The following is a 15,424-nucleotide window of genomic DNA, read 5'->3' as shown; positions in this document are numbered from 1 at the left end:
CGGGCAGGTGCCAAACCTGCCTTTTTTGGCGATTTTTGTGACAATCATTGCCTCATTTCTGAAATCTGATACAAACGGATAACCTGGCGGTCGAATGGAGCGACCGCCCACATGCCGAGAGAATTGTCTATGCAGCCGTTTTTTGCCCAGCGCTTCGAGAAGGTTGAACCTTCCTTTATCCGTGAAATCCTCAAAGTTGCCGCCAATCCGGAGATCATCTCCTTCGCTGGTGGCCTGCCCAATCCCCACCTGTTTCCGGTCAAGGCGATCGATCAGGCCTGTCAGGATGTGCTACGCGAGCAAGGGGCTGCCGCCCTGCAATATGCGGCGACCGAAGGCTTCGCCCCGCTGCGCCAATATATTGCCGACCGCTATCTGACCCGCCACGGCATGCAGGTCAATCCGGACAACATCCTCATCACCAGCGGCTCCCAGCAGGCGCTGGATCTGCTGGGCAAGGTGCTGATCGACGAGGGTCAGGATCTCATCATCGAAGAGCCGGGTTACCTTGGCGCCATTCAGGCTTTCTCTGTCTATCAACCCACCTTCAAGCCGATCACCCTTGAAGAAGAGGGTCTGGATCTGGCGGCGCTGGATGCGCTGCTGGCAAGCGGATCCAATGCCAAGCTGCTCTACGGCGTGCCCAACTTCCAGAACCCGAGCGGTGTCTCCTACAACCGTGCCAACCGCGAGGCACTGGCCGAGCGACTGGTGCGCCACGAGCTGTTGATGGTGGAAGATGATCCCTACGGCGAGCTGCGCTTCGAAGGGGAGCATCTGCCCCCCATTGCCAAGCTGGCGCCAAACAATACCGTGCTGCTCGGCTCGTTTTCCAAAACCGTGGTGCCCGCCTTCCGTCTGGGCTGGATGCTGGTGCCGGAGTGGCTACGCAAGAAGGTGACCATCGCCAAGCAGGCCACCGATCTGCACAGCAACGCCTTAAGCCAGCAGGTGCTGCACCGCTTCCTGACCGACAATTCACTGGATGCCCATCTGGAGAAGATCAAGGAGGTCTATGGTCGCCAGCGTGCTGCCATGGAGGCTGCACTGGCCCGTCACTGCCCGCCCGGCGTCAGCTACACCAGACCGGAAGGGGGCATGTTCCTCTGGCTGACTCTGCCAGCCCACATCAGCGCCATGGCCCTGTTTGATGAGGCGATCAAGGAGAAAGTAGCCTTCGTGCCCGGCGCCCCCTTCTATGTACGCCCCGAAATCAAGAACACCCTGCGCCTGAGCTTCTCCTGCGTCGATGAGGCGACCATCGAGGAGGGGGTCAAGCGGCTGGCCTGCGCCCTCCAGCGGATGCTCTGAACGCCCAAGCCAAACCGTATTAACAAAAAACCAGCGAGCGCTCGCTGGTTTTTTTTATGCTCCCCATTCACCCGTTCAGCCAAACAGGGTCTTGCAAAACTGCTTCATCGGAATGGGGCGGCCGTAGCGATATCCTTGCAGATAGTCAACGTGGCGAGCCCGCAGGTAGTCCGCCTGCGACTGCTTCTCGACCCCCTCCGCGATCAGGATCAATTCAAGTCGCTTCGCCAGATCAATCACGTTTTCAACGATATGGCTGGAGAGTGCATCCGTACCGATCATCTCTACAAAGCTCCGGTCAATCTTGATTGCATCGACCTGAAACTGCTGCAGATAGGTGAGACTGGAGTGACCGGTGCCAAAGTCATCGATAGCGATCAACACGCCCAGTTTGCGCAACTCGGCAAACATCCGGGCGGTTGTCTCATCAGCCACCAGCAGCTCCCGCTCCGTCAGCTCCAACCCCAAATCAACGGGATTGTCCTTAAACGCGTCGAGAAAGGCCTTGCAGTCAGCCAACAGGTCGAGATCCTGGAAGTGCTTGGCGCTGATATTGAAGCAAAAATGAAACTTTGCCGGCAGCTTGCGGGCATAAGGGGAGAAGTGGTCACGCACCTCGGCCATCAACAGGCTGGTCATGGGCACGATCAGGCCGCTATCTTCCGCCAGCGGGATAAAGCGATCCGGCGAGATCATCCCCTGCTTGGGATGCTGCCAGCGCATCAGCACCTCACAGCCACGCCACTGCTCATCCTCACCGGAGACCACCGGCTGCAGGTAGGGGATAAACTCCTCCTCGATCAACGCCCGCTTGAGCTCCTCCGCTGGTGAGCTGCTACGCCCCATCAGCCTGAAGGTGCCGAATCCAATCAGCAGCGCCAGCAGTGGAGAGAGGATCAAGGTATCTCTGGAGTAGCGCCATGCGTGGCTCAAGTAATCATGCACCGTGATCCGGGTGACGACCTGATAGGGGAAATCGGCCGAAGCGAGGGCAATATAACCCTCTTCTGCCGGAGAGGGCGCCGCCCCGAACTGACCTGAGCCAAACAGTGCCCTCTGCCCCACCACCAGAGCCATCGGGGAGTTCTTGCTGGAGATCTCCAGGGTATTGCGCAGGTAGTAGCCATCCACACCGATCAGCACACTCCCCTTGTCCTTTTCGTGGCGCAGCACGATCAGGGGGCGATCCGGTGTGACCTCATTGCCTGGCAGCAGTTGCAGCCTGCCATCCACATAACTGTCAGGGTTGAAGGGGCCATCGTAGTCACCATAGAGCGAGGTGCAATAGATACGATTTCCTATAGCCAGATTGGCAGAGCGGACATCAGGCACAGTGGCAACCTGTTCGCGCAGCAGTTGTGCCGCCTCCTTGCAGGAGTGACCAAGCATCCCCTCCACATTGATGGCCGCTTGCCGGGCATGGCCGATGGAGCGATCAAACATCATCCGGGCATGCTGCAACCGTGAATCGGAATCATGCTCTATCTCGGTCACTGTCTGCCAGATAACGGCAACAACCCCCAGCAGCAGGATCCCGCCCCCCATCAGTAGTGCCACCAGAATCCTCGAGTAAAGCTGGCGAAGTTTCAAACGACGAAATGGCATGGCGGCCTCTTTGATGCTCGGATGGTGGGTGACAGCCCCGGTGGACAGGCGAAAGGGTCGCCATAATAGCGATTGAACAACAAATGTCCACCCGACAAAAATCAATCAATTCAAACTATTGTTCAACAATATGTCGCAAGAAGAGGATAGAGTTAACATCAGTCGAATGAACAAAACGTGTCAAACTCGTCCACTTGTTGAAGGAGGACGACGCCATTAGAGTAGAGCAAACGGCAGCAGGAGCGTGCAACGATGAAGATTCTGATTACCGGAGGAACCGGCTTTATCGGCCGCAAGCTGGTTGCCCATCTCAAGGTCAATCACGAGGTCGTGGTATTGAGCAGGCAGGGGAGCCGCGCCTACTCCCTGCTCGGTCACGATATCAAGGTATTGGATAACCTTGACCGGCTCGATGACCTCAATGACGTGGACGCAGTGATCAATCTGGCGGGTGAACCCATCGCCGCCGGACGCTGGAGCGAATCGCGTAAACAGCTGCTCTGCGACAGCCGCTGGCTGCTGACCGAGCAGCTGGTGGATCTCATCAAGCTCTCCACAACGCCGCCCAAGGTGCTGATCAACGCCTCCGCCATCGGCTGGTATGGCAGACAGGGCACCGAAACCCTCGACGAGCAGTGCCGCTCTCCCAACGACGAGTTCACCCACCAACTCTGCCAACAGTGGGAGACCCTGGCACTGGAAGCACAAAGCAAGCAGACCCGGGTCTGTATCGTGCGGATCGGGCTGGTGCTCGGCATGGATGGGGGAGCGCTACCCAAAATGCTCCCCCCATACCGACTCGGACTCGGCGGCCCCATGGGGTCGGGCAGCCAGATGATGAGCTGGATCCATGTGCAGGATCTGGTGCGCGCCATCCTGTTCATACTGGAGCACGAAGAGTGCAGCGGCATCTTCAACGGAACCGCCCCCCATCCGGTCAGCAACCGGGAGTTCAGTGAGACTCTGGCCGCGACCCTGCACCGTCCACACCTCTTCTTCGTCCCGGCGCCGCTGTTGCAACTGGTGATGGGGGAGGCGGCAGATCTGCTGCTGACCGGACAAAAGGTGATACCAACAAGGCTGCAACAGGCCGGTTTTCACTTCAGCTATCCCGAGCTGCCGAGCGCCCTCGCCAATCTGCTGCGCGAGCCCCGCTAACTCACACCTGTTCGCTGCGTCCACTCGTCAGCACCTCGCATAGCAAGCAGCCCGACCAAGGCCGGGCTGCTTGCTTATTGCGGCTGCGCTATTGCACCTTGTGTGTATCGGCTCGCGCTGGCGGGATTACAACAGTCCCTGACCCAGCCCCCGCAGCCGATCGCTCAGGGTGCCAGCCAGCAGCTGGCGCTGCATCCCCTGCCCCGCCAGCGTCACCAACAGCGCCCCCAGAGTCGGCAGACCGAGCCAGATGGCCCAGTGGAACTGCCACAACCCCTCGAACCACCACCACTGCAGGCCAAAGGAACAGAGCTCCACCACCATGGCGGCGCAGAGCCCCGCCAGCGCACCACTGGCCACCAGCTCCCAACGCAGCATCTTTTTCAGCAGTTCGCTGCTGGCACCCAGGGTGCGCATCAGCAGCAGTTCGCGCCGACGCTGAGCCATGCTGGCCTGGGTCTGGGTCAGCAGCACCAGCAGCGCGGCCACTGTCACCAGCCCCAGCATCAGCGCCAGTGCCCGGCTCACCTGCTCCGATACCTGAGTGAGCCGCGCAATCAGGTCATCCACATCGATAAGGCTCACCGTGGGGTGACGGCGGATCAACTCCACCTCGGCAGTGCGCCCCGCCTCGGGCAGCCGGTAGCTGCCAAGCCAGGTACGGGAGAAGGGTGCCAGCAGATCCTCGGAGAAGATCATGTAGAAGTTGGGCCGCATATTGTCCCACTTGATGCTGCGCAGACTGGTGACCCTGGCGCCGAAGCTGCGCCCCTCGATGGTAAAGGCGAGCATGTCCCCCAGCTTGATATCGAGTCGCTTGGCCAACTCGCTATCCACCGACACCTCGCCGGACCCGGCAAGCCACTTCCCGGCCACCAGCTTGTTGTCGGTTGGCAGGGTAGCCGTGGTGGTGAAGTTGAGCTCCCGATCTACCCCCTCGCGGCCACTGCTGGCCCCCTCGCCCACCGCCTCACCGGCAATATGGGTCAGCCTGCCGCGCACCATGGGATAGAAATCGGAGGTGGTGGCCCCGGCCGCCGCCAGTTCGCTCAGGATCCCCTCCCGTTCGTTCTCGGCCACATTGACCAGAAAACGGTTGGGCGCATCGACGGGGAGACGGGCCGAAAACTCATCCAGCAGATCGACCCTGGCCGCCCAGAGCAAGCCAAACAGCATCAATGCCAGCGCAAAGCCCGCCAACTGAAACAGGCCGCTGCTGCGCTCGCGCGACAGGTGGGCCAGAGCCAGCCGCAAGGCATGAGGCCCGTTCACTCTTGCTCCCAGCCGCAACATCAGCGCCGCCAGCAGGGCCAGCAGCCCCATCAGCAAGCCCATACCACCGACCAGACCCAGCGCCAGCCGCACATCGGCGGTAAAGCCCCAGACCAGCGCAAACAGCCCGAGCAGACCGACCGGCAGGGCCAGCCAGGGGGGAATCCCCGCCTCCAGCTCGCGACGCAACACCCGTAGCGGCGGCACCTTCAGCAGCCGCAAGAAGGGCACAAAAGCGAGCAGCAGGGTGATAAAGAGCGCCACTGCCACGCCCAGCACAAAGGGGCGCCAAGAGGGGGGCGGCAGATCCGGCGGCAGCAGGTCCCCCAGCAGTTGCAAGGTGATCCACTGCATGGCAGTGCCCGCCACCAGACCCAGCAACGCGCCGATCAGCGTCAACGACAGCAGCAGGGTTCCCATCAGTTGCCAGAGCGAGCGACGAGATGCCCCCAGGGTTTTGAGCAGCGCCACCATATTGGTCTGGCGCTCGGCAAAGTGGCGCACAGCGATCCCCATCGCCAACGCCCCCAGCAATACCCCGCTTAGGGAAGCAAGCCGGAAGAAACGCTCGGCATTGGCCAGCGAGCGGCCGACACGGGATTCGCTGTCATCCGGTTTGATCCACTTCTGTCCGGCCTGCAACTGCGGCAATAGCCACTGTTCGTAACGAGCAAGCGACTCTCGCGGCCCCTTGAACAGATAGCGCCACTGCTGGCGGCTGCCGGGGAGCAGAGCGCCGGTCGCCTCGATATCAGCGCTATGGATCAGTGCACGCGGCGCCAGCAAGAAGGGGCTGAAACCCTGATCCGGTTCCTCGCCAAGCAGACCGGCCACCTTGAGCACCGTATTGCCCACCTCCAGCTCATCCCCCGTTTTGGCCTTAAGCAGCTGCATCACCCGGGCGGAGAGCCAGATCTCGCCGGGGGCCGGGGCGCGGGCAGGTTCCAGAGTGAACTTGCCATAGAAGGGAAAACCATCGGGCACCGCCCGAATGGAGGCGAGCTGCAACGCATCGCCATGAAACAGCATGCTGTTGAAGCTGACGGTGATCTGCACCGCCAAGCCATCCTGTTTCGCTCGGGCCAGCCAGCCATCCGGCAGGGCGGCCGCGGTGCGCAGCACCCGATCCGCCCCGATAAAGTCGCGGCCTGAGGCCTTGAGTCCGGCATCGAGCCGATCCGCCACCAATGCCACACTCAAGACGCACGCCACGCTCAGGGCCAGCGCCAGCACAAACCAGCGCAGCTCGCCGCTGAAACCTTCCCGGCGAAGCAACCGCCATCCCAATCGCCACTGCATCATCCCTTGCATCTCCCGCTTGACCCGCAGCTCACCCCGTTACACCACATCATGGGCCACCTCGCGATCCAGCCGACCCGCCGTCATGACCACTTGCCGCTGACAGCGTTCGGCCAGCTGATGGTCATGAGTCACGACCACTAGCGTGGTGCCGTGCTTGCGATTGAGTTCAAACAGCAGCTCGATCACCTTCTCGCCGGTCTTGCTGTCGAGGTTGCCGGTCGGCTCGTCCGCCAGCAGCAGGCTTGGACGGGTCATAAAGGCGCGGGCGATGGCCACCCGCTGCTGCTCACCGCCGGAAAGCCGTGGCGGCAGATGGTGCAACCGCTCGCCAAGCCCGACCGCGGCCAGCAGCTCGCGAGCTCTTGGTTCGCAATCACGCTCGCCGCGCAGTTCGGCGGGCAGCATCACATTCTCCAGCGCCGTCATGGTCGGGAGCAGCAGGAACGACTGGAACACAAAGCCGATCTGCTCGGCGCGCAATCGGGCTCGCCCTTCCTCATCCAGCTCGCCAAGGGATTTGCCGAGGATTTCGATATCCCCCTGACTCGGCAGATCGAGCCCGGCCAGCAGCCCCAGCAAGGTGGACTTGCCGGAGCCGGAGGCACCGACCAGCGCCACCGTCTCGCCGCTATTGACTTGCAGATCGATCCCTTCAAGGATGGTGAGGCTTTCCTGGCCGAGGCGAACCGATTTGCCGAGGCCCTTGACGACAATAATGGGGGTTGAACTCATGCTCTGTATCCTTTGTTCCAATCCCTTGATGACAATCCATAGCGGGAGTTGAATTGATGGTGCGTATTCTGTTTGTCTTGTTCGTTGGCCTCGGCAGCCTGCTATCGTCGGCTCAGGCCCAGACCCTGCTGGTGCTGGGAGACAGCCTGAGCGCCGGCTATCAAATGCAGGTTGAGCAGAGCTGGCCTGCCCTGCTCAACCAGAAATGGCAGGAAGAGGGGGGCAAACACACTCTGCTCAATGCCAGCATCAGCGGTGAAACGACCCAGGGGGCGCTGGCCCGTCTGCCCGCTCTGCTGAAGGAGCACAAGCCGGACTGGCTGCTGATCGAACTGGGGGGCAACGATGGCCTGCGCGGCTTCGCACCGACCATTACCCGCCAGAATCTGGCCAGCATGATCGCGCTCGCCAAGGAGCAGCAGATCCGTGTGGTGTTGACCCAAATCCAGCTGCCCCGCAACTACGGTGCCCGCTATCTGCGCCAGTTCGAACAGATCTTTCCCGAGTTGGCCCAGGCTAACGATCTGCCGCTGCTGCCCTTCTTCATGGATGATATTGCGCTGCGCCCTGAACTTATGATGAACGATGGTATTCATCCCACCCCTGCGGCCCAGCCCAAGATCCGCGACAAGGTAGCCGGTTTTATTGAGCCCCTTATGGAGCCATAAGAAACATCTCCCCCTGTTTAACTCAGCAGCAGGCTGTTCATCAGGGCCCGCAGTTTGAGTGGTTTGACCGGTTTGCTGATGTAGCCATACCCCCGCTCGCGGATCTGCGCCTGCAACTCGCTCTTGCGATCAGCGCTGATGATGATGCCTCCCAGCTCGTCGCCACACACCCGCTGCAGGGCAGCGAGCGCCTCCAACCCGGTCTTGCCGTCGTCGAGGTGGTAGTCAGAGAGCACCAGCCGCGGCACAAACCCTTCTGTCACCAGCGCCTCGGCTTCGGCCAGATCGACGGCGCAGCGCACCTCGCAGCCCCAACGGCAAAGCAGGGTGCTCATGGCGGTCAGAATGTCCCGCTCGTTGTCGATGCAGAGCACGGCCACCCCCTCCAGCTGGCTGTCGCGCGCCACCGGCGCCGCCAGCTGATGGGCCGTGACCGGCCGGGTCGCCAGATTGAGGGTCACCGCAAAGACCGATCCCTTGCCCGGCCAGCTCTGCAATGTGAGCTGATGACCGAGCACCTGCGAGATGCCACGGGCGATGGCGAGCCCCAGACCCAGCCCCTGCTCCTTGGCGGTGCGGGAGTGATCGAGGCGGGAGAACTCGTCAAAAATAGCCTCCTGCTTGTCCTGCGGGATGCCGGGGCCGTTGTCCCATACCTCGATGCGGATCTTCTCCCCCATCCGGCGACAACCGAGCAGCACCCGGCCACCCGGGTTGTAGCGAAACGCATTGGTGAGGAAGTTCTGCAGCACCCGACGCAGCAGCCGCACATCGCTGTGTACCGCATGCTTGCTCTCCACCACCGAGAAGTGGATCCCCCCCGCCTGCGCCAGCACGCCAAACTCCGCCTTGAGGTTGTCGAGCAGATCGCGCAGGGCAAAGTCGAGCTTCTTGGCCTTGAACTTGCCCGCTTCGAGCCGCGAGATATCGAGCAGATCGGTGATGAGATCCTCGGTCGCCCCCAGCGCATCGTCGATATGGCGGGCGATGCGGGCCTGCTCGCCAGCATCTGGCAACATCTCCAGCAGGGAGGAGGTAAACAGCTTGGCCGCATTGAGGGGCTGGGTCAGATCGTGGCTGACCGCCGCCAGAAAACGGCTCTTGGATTGATTGGCCCGCTCCACCTGCTGGTTCACCAGCAGCAGCTGGCGGTTGAGTTCGGAGAGCTCACGGGTGCGCTCGGCCACCCGTGCCTCCAGATGTTCGTTCGCTTCGCGCAGCACCCGCTCCGCATCGCGAAACGGGGTGATGTCGGTAAAGGTCATGACGAAACCACCGGCGGGCATGGGGTTGCCCTGCATCTCGATCACCCGCCCGTCCGGGCGCTCCCGCGCCGAGATATGGGCGCTGCCGCGTTTCATAAAGGCGACGCGCCGCGCCACGTGATCCTCGATATCGCCGGGGCCGCAAAGCCCCTGCTGCGCGTTGTAGCGGATGATCTCTTCAATGGGGCGCCCAGCCTGAATAAGCCCCGGCGGATAGTGGAACAACTCGATGTAGCGGCGGTTCCAGGCCACCAGCCGAAGCTCCCTGTCCACCACCGAGATCCCCTGCCCGATATGCTCGATCGCCCCCTGCAACAAGCCTCGGTTGAAGCGAAACACGTCGGAGGCCTCATCGACGATGGTGGCGATCTCCTCGAGCTGCATGTTGCGCCCCTGCAGGGCAGAGGCAAGCACCAGCCGTGCCGACGAGGTGCCAAACACCCCCGCCAGCAGCCGTTCGGTGTGGGCAATCAGCTCGGCCGAGGCCTGCATCTGGGGCGCAAGGGTGCCGCCCCGCTCACCGGCGAAGCGACCAAAAGCGCGCTTGACCCGGCTTGAGCCGACAAAACGAGCCGCCAGCATCTCCAGCTCCTTGACCGAGACCCGCGCCTGATAGAGGGCGGCGGTATCGCGGCTCGGCTTGCCGACAAAGTTGGCCGCCTGCAGCCGCTCGCTCACCGCAGGGCGCGACAGAAGCGAGCCTGCCACATAGCCGAGCAGGTTGAAGAGCAGGCTCAGGAAGATGCACCAGGCCCCGAGACTCAGCTCGCGAAACGCGGGCCAGTCCGGCGGCGCCAACAGTTCAGCCAGCGGTGAACCGGCCAGCAGCCCGCTCTCCACCAGCAGGGTCACGAACCAGAGGCTCACCCCGAGGCTCAACCCAAGATAGACCCCCTTGCGATTGCCGTGACGCCAGTAGAGGCCGAGCAGCAGGGCCGGCGCAAACTGGGCCACCGCGCCAAAGGAGAGGTAACCGATGCGCGACAAGCTGGTGAGATCGCCGAGCCAGAGGTAGAGCCCCCAGGCCGCCAGCAAGATCAGCAGGATGGCGCCACGGCGCACCTGCAACAGCAGCCGCACCAGCCGCTCGTCACGCCCCTGCCGCCAGAAGCGGCGCAGCAGCACCGGCAGCACCAGATCATTGCTCACCATGATCGCCAGTGCGATGGTGCAGACGATCACCATGCCGGTGGCCGCCGAGGTGCCGCCGAGAAACGCCAGCATCGCCATGCCATCGAAACCGAGGGCCATCGGCAGGCTGATCACATAGGTGTCGGAGGCCATGTCAGCCCCCACCCACTGTTTGCCCGCCAGTGCCAGCGGCCAGATAAAGAGCCCCATCACGAACAGGTAGAGCGGGAAGATCCAGCGCGCCCAGTGCAGATCCTGCCCCTGATTGTTCTCCACCACAGTCACATGAAACTGGCGCGGCAGGCAGATAACGGCGCACATCGCCAGCACCGTGTAGATGGCAAGCTCCAGCAGGTTGCTGGGGCTCACCGCCACCACCTGCGCAAAAAAGTCGCGGGTCACCTGTTCGTGAGCCTCGCCCGGTTTGCTCAGGATCAGCCAGAGGGCAAAGCCCCCCACCGCGATAAAGGCCAGCAACTTGACCACCGACTCGAAAGCAATGGCCACCACCATCCCCCTGTGGTGCTCGGTGGCATCGAGATGGCGGGTGCCAAACAGGATGCTGAACAGCGCCAGCAGCAGAGTGACCCCGAGCGCCAGCTCGCTGGTATTGCTGGTCGGGCTGATGCCGCCGCTGTTGACCATCAGCAGATCCAGCCCGGTGACGATGGCTTTGAGCTGCAACACCAGATAAGGGAGGATCCCCATGATGGCGATGAGGGCGATCACCATGGCGAGCCGCTGGGATTTGCCGTAACGGGCGGCGATAAAGTCGGCGATGGAGGTGATGTGCTCGCGCTTGGCCACCAGAATAAGGCGGGCCAGCAGCCGCCAGCCAAACAGAAAGACCAGCATGGGGCCAAGGTAGATGGGCACCGGCGACCAGGGCGATTCACTCGCCTGCCCCACGGTGCCGAAGAAGGTCCAGGAGGTGCAATAGACTGCCAGCGACAGGCTGTAGAGCAGCGGTTGCCCCTTGAGACGGTGCCGTTTGTGCTTGTCTGCCATGAAGGCGATCAGAAACAGCAGCCCCAGATAGGTGAGCGACAATCCGATCAGCAGCCATCCCTGGTGCATCGATAACTCCTTGTCCATGTTGAGTTTTTGTATACAACCTCGCCAGTCTAGAGAGGCTGCTGCCAAAAGTCATCCCCTTCGGACAGATTGAAATTATCGTTTTTCAATAAGTTTAGCCTTGACTCTATATCGCAAAACGATAAACACTAGCGTCTGTTTATTGATAAACAATAATTTCATGCGCGCACGCTCCATCTTTTTTCTCTTTCAAGCAAGAGGTGAAACGATGAAACACCATACGCTCGGACACATCAGCGACCTTATCGAATGGTGCCTGCTGCTGACCCTGCTGGCAGCACCGTTCATGGCCCTAATCTTTCTGTCACATTCCATCTGGAGATAAACGATGAAACACAACAAGCTCGAACGAATGAGCGGCCTGATCGAGTGGGTTCTGCTATTTGCACTGGTGGCCACCCCACTTATGACCGTCATGGGAGCCTGGTCACACCTGTTGGGTGGCAACGACTATCTGCATCAGGAGCTGGTCGATGCCCTGGCAGTGAATGACGGTTCCACACTCAGTAATGTCCCACTGAACATGCCCTCACCAGTAGTGACCACTACGGCCCCCTCGATTGCCGACTACCCCCTCAATGTGGGTACCCGCCTGCTGGCGACCTTGGTCATGCTGCTGCCTGATGTAGTTTTCATGCTCATCCTGTGGCAACTGCTCCAGCTGTTTCGTGGCTATCGATGCGCCATGCTGTTCACCTTCGACCAGATCCGTCGTTACAAAATGATCGGACTGCTGTTGTGTGCCAGTTTCATCGCCGAGATCATCACCACGCCACTGCTGGATATAGCGCTCACTCTGCAAGGCCCTGAACTGCACGGCACCATCAATATCAGCTCCTCAAACTTTCAGTTGCTGCTGGCCGGATTGATCGTCTTGGCGCTGGCACTGGTCATGCGCGAGGCCAAACTGCTGGCCGATGAACAGCAACTGACGGTGTGAGGAACATATGCCCATTATCATCCGCCTCGATGCCCTGCTGGCCGAGCGCAAAATGACCGCCCGCGAGCTGGCCCAGCGCATCGACATCACCGAGGCCAATCTCTCGATCCTCAAGAATGGCCACGCCAAGGCGGTACGCTTCTCCACTCTGGAGGCCATCTGCCGTGAACTCAATTGCCAGCCCGGCGATCTGCTGGGCTACGAGCAGGAGCACTAACCCCTTATGAGTCGTCATATCACCCTGTTTGCCCTGTGGCTGCTGCCGCTGTGGGCCTGCGCTGGCAATGACGCGAGCGGCCCCCGCTATCTTATCGAGCGGGGCGCCAGCGCCAATGTGCTGCAAGTGCGCCTCACCATGCAGGGCAAGCCCCCTTTTACCCTGCTCCCCGCTCGTCAGTTGCCGGGCAGTGCCACGCCGGTTTCCCCCGCGCTGGTCTGCCTTGCAGACAACCAGCCGGTTGCCCTCAACCAGCCCTTCTCCTGCAAAGAGGTTGGCTGGCAGATCACGCTCACACCGGCTCCGACAGTGGGTGCGGATGCCTCGGCCCAACAGTCGCTTCTGTTCGCTCCCAACCAGTGGCTATTGACCGAATGGGGTAACTTTGTGCGCCAGCAGGGGAGCCGCCAAGGGAAGGTATGTCTGCCGGATGGCAGCTGCCAACCGTTACCGGATGTCAACCAGCCACCGCTGATCTTGCCATTTGGTCTGCAAACTGTGCCCGTCACCAAGCCGGATCCGCGGCTGGTGCTGAGCCATGACGAGACCGCCAATCAGCTCGATCTGCCGGCCTTGCAGCAGCAACTGAATGAGATCATCGACTATCTGGCCTTCCAGCTCGATGTGGATCCACCCACTCACCCGTGGCAACTGGTGTGGCTGGGGCGGGATGTGGCGACCCGCTCTCTCGGCGGCGCCGCTGGAGATCAGGTGTTTGTCGCCAACTACCCCACCGAGGCTGGCAAACCGACGCCACAGGCCCCCTTGCGCCTGCTGCGCACCTCGGCCCACGAGGCGGTGCATATCCTGAGCGCTCGCCACTCTGCTCCACAACCCACCTGGGTCAACGAGAGCCTCGCCGAGTACCTCGCCATCAAGGCGTTGCGCCGCTTTCGGCTGCATCAGGTCACGGCGGTCAACGAGCTGGCCGAGCGGGGCAAACAGCTGCCCCATAGCGAGAGCGGCCTCTATCGGGCGGCTCGCGAGGTGCTGGCTGGCTATCGCTCCTACTACCCGCTCTTTTACGTCAAGGGGAGCGCCTTCTGGGAAGCGCTGGAGCGGGAGCTGCAACACAATGACGTGACGCTGGCCCAACTGCTACCCCAACTGGGCTGGCTGCCGGATGGCCGCTTTGATGCCGCCTCCAATGAGCTGCTTGCCGGCACCATCGGCTCGGATACCTGGCGCCGTCTCAGCCGCCTCTATCTTGGCGAACAGCAGTAACGCGCAAACTGCAGCAACGAAAAAGGGAGAGCCGTGGCTCTCCCTTTTGTTAGGTAATGATTCAAATAGACAGATATCAGGCTGGAGCCCTCTCCTACGCAGAGGGTGCAAAGCGGCGCAGCCGCAGGAAAAACACTGGCAACACCACCAGCACCATCAGGAAGAAGATGCCGCCACCAAGAGGCTCGAACAGCACGCCACAGACCGCCATCAGGGCCGCCACCGTCATGCCGAGGCCAAGGGCCGCATAGAGTGCCTGGGTCGGGATCAACTGCTCGGCGGGCAGCTGGCGAGTCATGAAGCGCACCGCCCCCAGATGACTCATACCGAACGTCACCGAGTGGAGCAATTGCCCCAGCACCAGTACCCACAGCTCGGTCGAGGCCCCGAGCAATACCCAGCGCACCACACAACCGATGGCACCAGCGATAAAGAGGCTCTGGGCGCCAAAGCGCTGCAAGAACCGCTTGTCGGCGGCAAACATACAGATCTCCGCCACCACCCCGAGCGCCCACAAATAGCCGATGATGGTGCCGCTATACCCTTGCGCCTTCCAGTAGATGGCGCTGAAACCGTAATAGGCGGCGTGGCTCCCCTGCAGCAGAGCGGTCAGCAGCAAGAAACGACGTACCGGTGCGCTGCGCAGGGTTGCCAGCAAGGACGCCTTGGCCCGCTCGCCCTGACTATCCTGTGGCGCCGGATAGAGCGGCAGCCAACTGAGCAGCAGCATCAGCACCAGCCCCGCCACCATGGTGTGCAAAATCCAGTCGCTGCCGAAGTTGCCCACCAGTGCCCCCACCAGCGTCGAGGCGACAATAAAGGCAAACGAACCGCACAGCCGCACCTTGCCGTAATCGAGGTGCGCCTGCACCACCATGCGGGTTGCCAGCGCCTCCCCCACCGGCATCAGGGTCGGATAGATAAAGTTCGCCAGCAGGGTCAAACCCACCAACCACCAGAGGTGATGGCTGAGATAGAAGCCGAGAAACGCCAGCAGACTGAGCAGGGAGAGCAACCGGGTAACCGGCAGCAGATGGCCCGCCCCCTTGATCTGCCCCATCACCATCAGGTTGCCGGCAAAACGGATCGCCATCCCCGCCCCCAGCAGGAGACCGATCATCTCGGCGCTGACGCCCACCCCCTCCAGCCAGAGCGACCAGAACGGCAAGTAAGCACCGTAGACAAAATAGAAGGCGCCGAAAAAGAGCGCTAACCAGGAAAACGCGGGCATAGATCCTCTGCAACCGGATGACGGGAGCAGAATGATAACCCATCCTCCCCCGCAGATCCCGATGGAAACCCTGCGCAGAAAACGAAAAAAATTCAATAAAATTGAACTATTACCGAAGAGGTGGGGTCTACCTGGTAACACCTCCTCCTGGTTAGTGTTGCAATCCTTCCACCCGCCCATGGCGGGTTTCTTTTTTAGGCAAACATTTGCTCTGCTCCATCGTCACAACATGGCGGCGACAAAAAAGGGGCCGAAGCCCCTTTGATCATCTGC

The 15,424-nt window shown here is 61.3% G+C and carries 11 protein-coding genes; 6 read left to right on the top strand and 5 right to left on the bottom strand.

Annotated elements, in window-relative coordinates; all coding sequences use genetic code 11:
• The first annotated feature begins 129 nt into the window (after positions 1-129).
• Positions 130-1,311, top strand: a complete 1,182-nt coding sequence (locus tag G5332_RS06515; RefSeq protein ID WP_421172133.1) for a PLP-dependent aminotransferase family protein — start codon at positions 130-132, stop codon at positions 1,309-1,311.
• Between the two features lie 75 nt (positions 1,312-1,386).
• Here G5332_RS06515 and G5332_RS06510 read toward each other — a convergent pair whose 3' ends face one another.
• Positions 1,387-2,916, bottom strand: coding sequence for an EAL domain-containing protein (locus tag G5332_RS06510; RefSeq protein ID WP_421172134.1), 1,530 nt, complete (start codon positions 2,914-2,916; stop codon positions 1,387-1,389).
• 252 nt (positions 2,917-3,168) lie between these two features.
• On the opposite strand from G5332_RS06510, the gene G5332_RS06505 reads away from it, so the two are divergent.
• Entirely contained in the window at positions 3,169-4,074 is a 906-nt protein-coding gene (locus tag G5332_RS06505) for a TIGR01777 family oxidoreductase (RefSeq protein WP_144714304.1), read from the top strand.
• 126 nt (positions 4,075-4,200) lie between these two features.
• Here the strand turns inward: G5332_RS06505 and G5332_RS06500 are convergent, their stop codons facing one another.
• Complete coding sequence (locus G5332_RS06500; protein ID WP_421172135.1) at positions 4,201-6,648, bottom strand: ABC transporter permease; 2,448 nt, start codon at positions 6,646-6,648, stop codon at positions 4,201-4,203.
• A gap of 36 nt (positions 6,649-6,684) precedes the next feature.
• On the bottom strand, positions 6,685-7,380 hold the full coding sequence (locus G5332_RS06495) for an ABC transporter ATP-binding protein (protein ID WP_064340783.1): 696 nt from the start codon (positions 7,378-7,380) through the stop codon (positions 6,685-6,687).
• Between the two features lie 56 nt (positions 7,381-7,436).
• Here G5332_RS06495 and G5332_RS06490 point away from each other — a divergent pair, with 56 nt between their 5' ends.
• Positions 7,437-8,048, top strand: a complete 612-nt coding sequence (locus G5332_RS06490; protein ID WP_421249424.1) for an arylesterase — start codon at positions 7,437-7,439, stop codon at positions 8,046-8,048.
• A gap of 17 nt (positions 8,049-8,065) precedes the next feature.
• Here G5332_RS06490 and G5332_RS06485 read toward each other — a convergent pair whose 3' ends face one another.
• Positions 8,066-11,521 carry a NahK/ErcS family hybrid sensor histidine kinase/response regulator gene (locus G5332_RS06485; RefSeq protein WP_421249382.1) on the bottom strand — a complete coding sequence of 1,152 codons (3,456 nt, stop codon included), beginning with the start codon at positions 11,519-11,521 and terminating at the stop codon, positions 8,066-8,068.
• 346 nt (positions 11,522-11,867) lie between these two features.
• Here G5332_RS06485 and G5332_RS06480 point away from each other — a divergent pair, with 346 nt between their 5' ends.
• Genes G5332_RS06480 through G5332_RS06470 form a run of 3 tightly spaced genes read left to right on the top strand, consistent with a single transcriptional unit; the run spans position 11,868 to position 13,920 of the window.
• On the top strand, positions 11,868-12,479 hold the full coding sequence (locus tag G5332_RS06480) for a DUF2975 domain-containing protein (protein ID WP_421249381.1): 612 nt from the start codon (positions 11,868-11,870) through the stop codon (positions 12,477-12,479).
• A 7-nt stretch (positions 12,480-12,486) separates the two neighbouring features.
• A complete protein-coding gene (locus G5332_RS06475) occupies positions 12,487-12,696 on the top strand; it encodes a helix-turn-helix domain-containing protein (protein WP_201949611.1) in 210 nt (69 codons plus the stop codon).
• A gap of 6 nt (positions 12,697-12,702) precedes the next feature.
• Positions 12,703-13,920, top strand: coding sequence for a hypothetical protein (locus G5332_RS06470; RefSeq protein WP_421249380.1), 1,218 nt, complete (start codon positions 12,703-12,705; stop codon positions 13,918-13,920).
• A gap of 94 nt (positions 13,921-14,014) precedes the next feature.
• Here G5332_RS06470 and G5332_RS06465 read toward each other — a convergent pair whose 3' ends face one another.
• Positions 14,015-15,151: a 3-phenylpropionate MFS transporter gene (locus tag G5332_RS06465; protein WP_421249379.1), complete on the bottom strand. Its 1,137-nt coding sequence runs from the start codon at positions 15,149-15,151 to the stop codon at positions 14,015-14,017.
• Between the last annotated feature and the right edge of the window lie 273 nt (positions 15,152-15,424).

This window comes from Aeromonas sp. 603757, from assembly GCF_049171255.1.
Classification (GTDB): Bacteria; Pseudomonadota; Gammaproteobacteria; order Enterobacterales; family Aeromonadaceae; genus Aeromonas; species Aeromonas veronii_A.
Note: the sequence above shows the minus strand (reverse complement) of the source record. Positions and strands in the feature narration are given on the sequence as shown.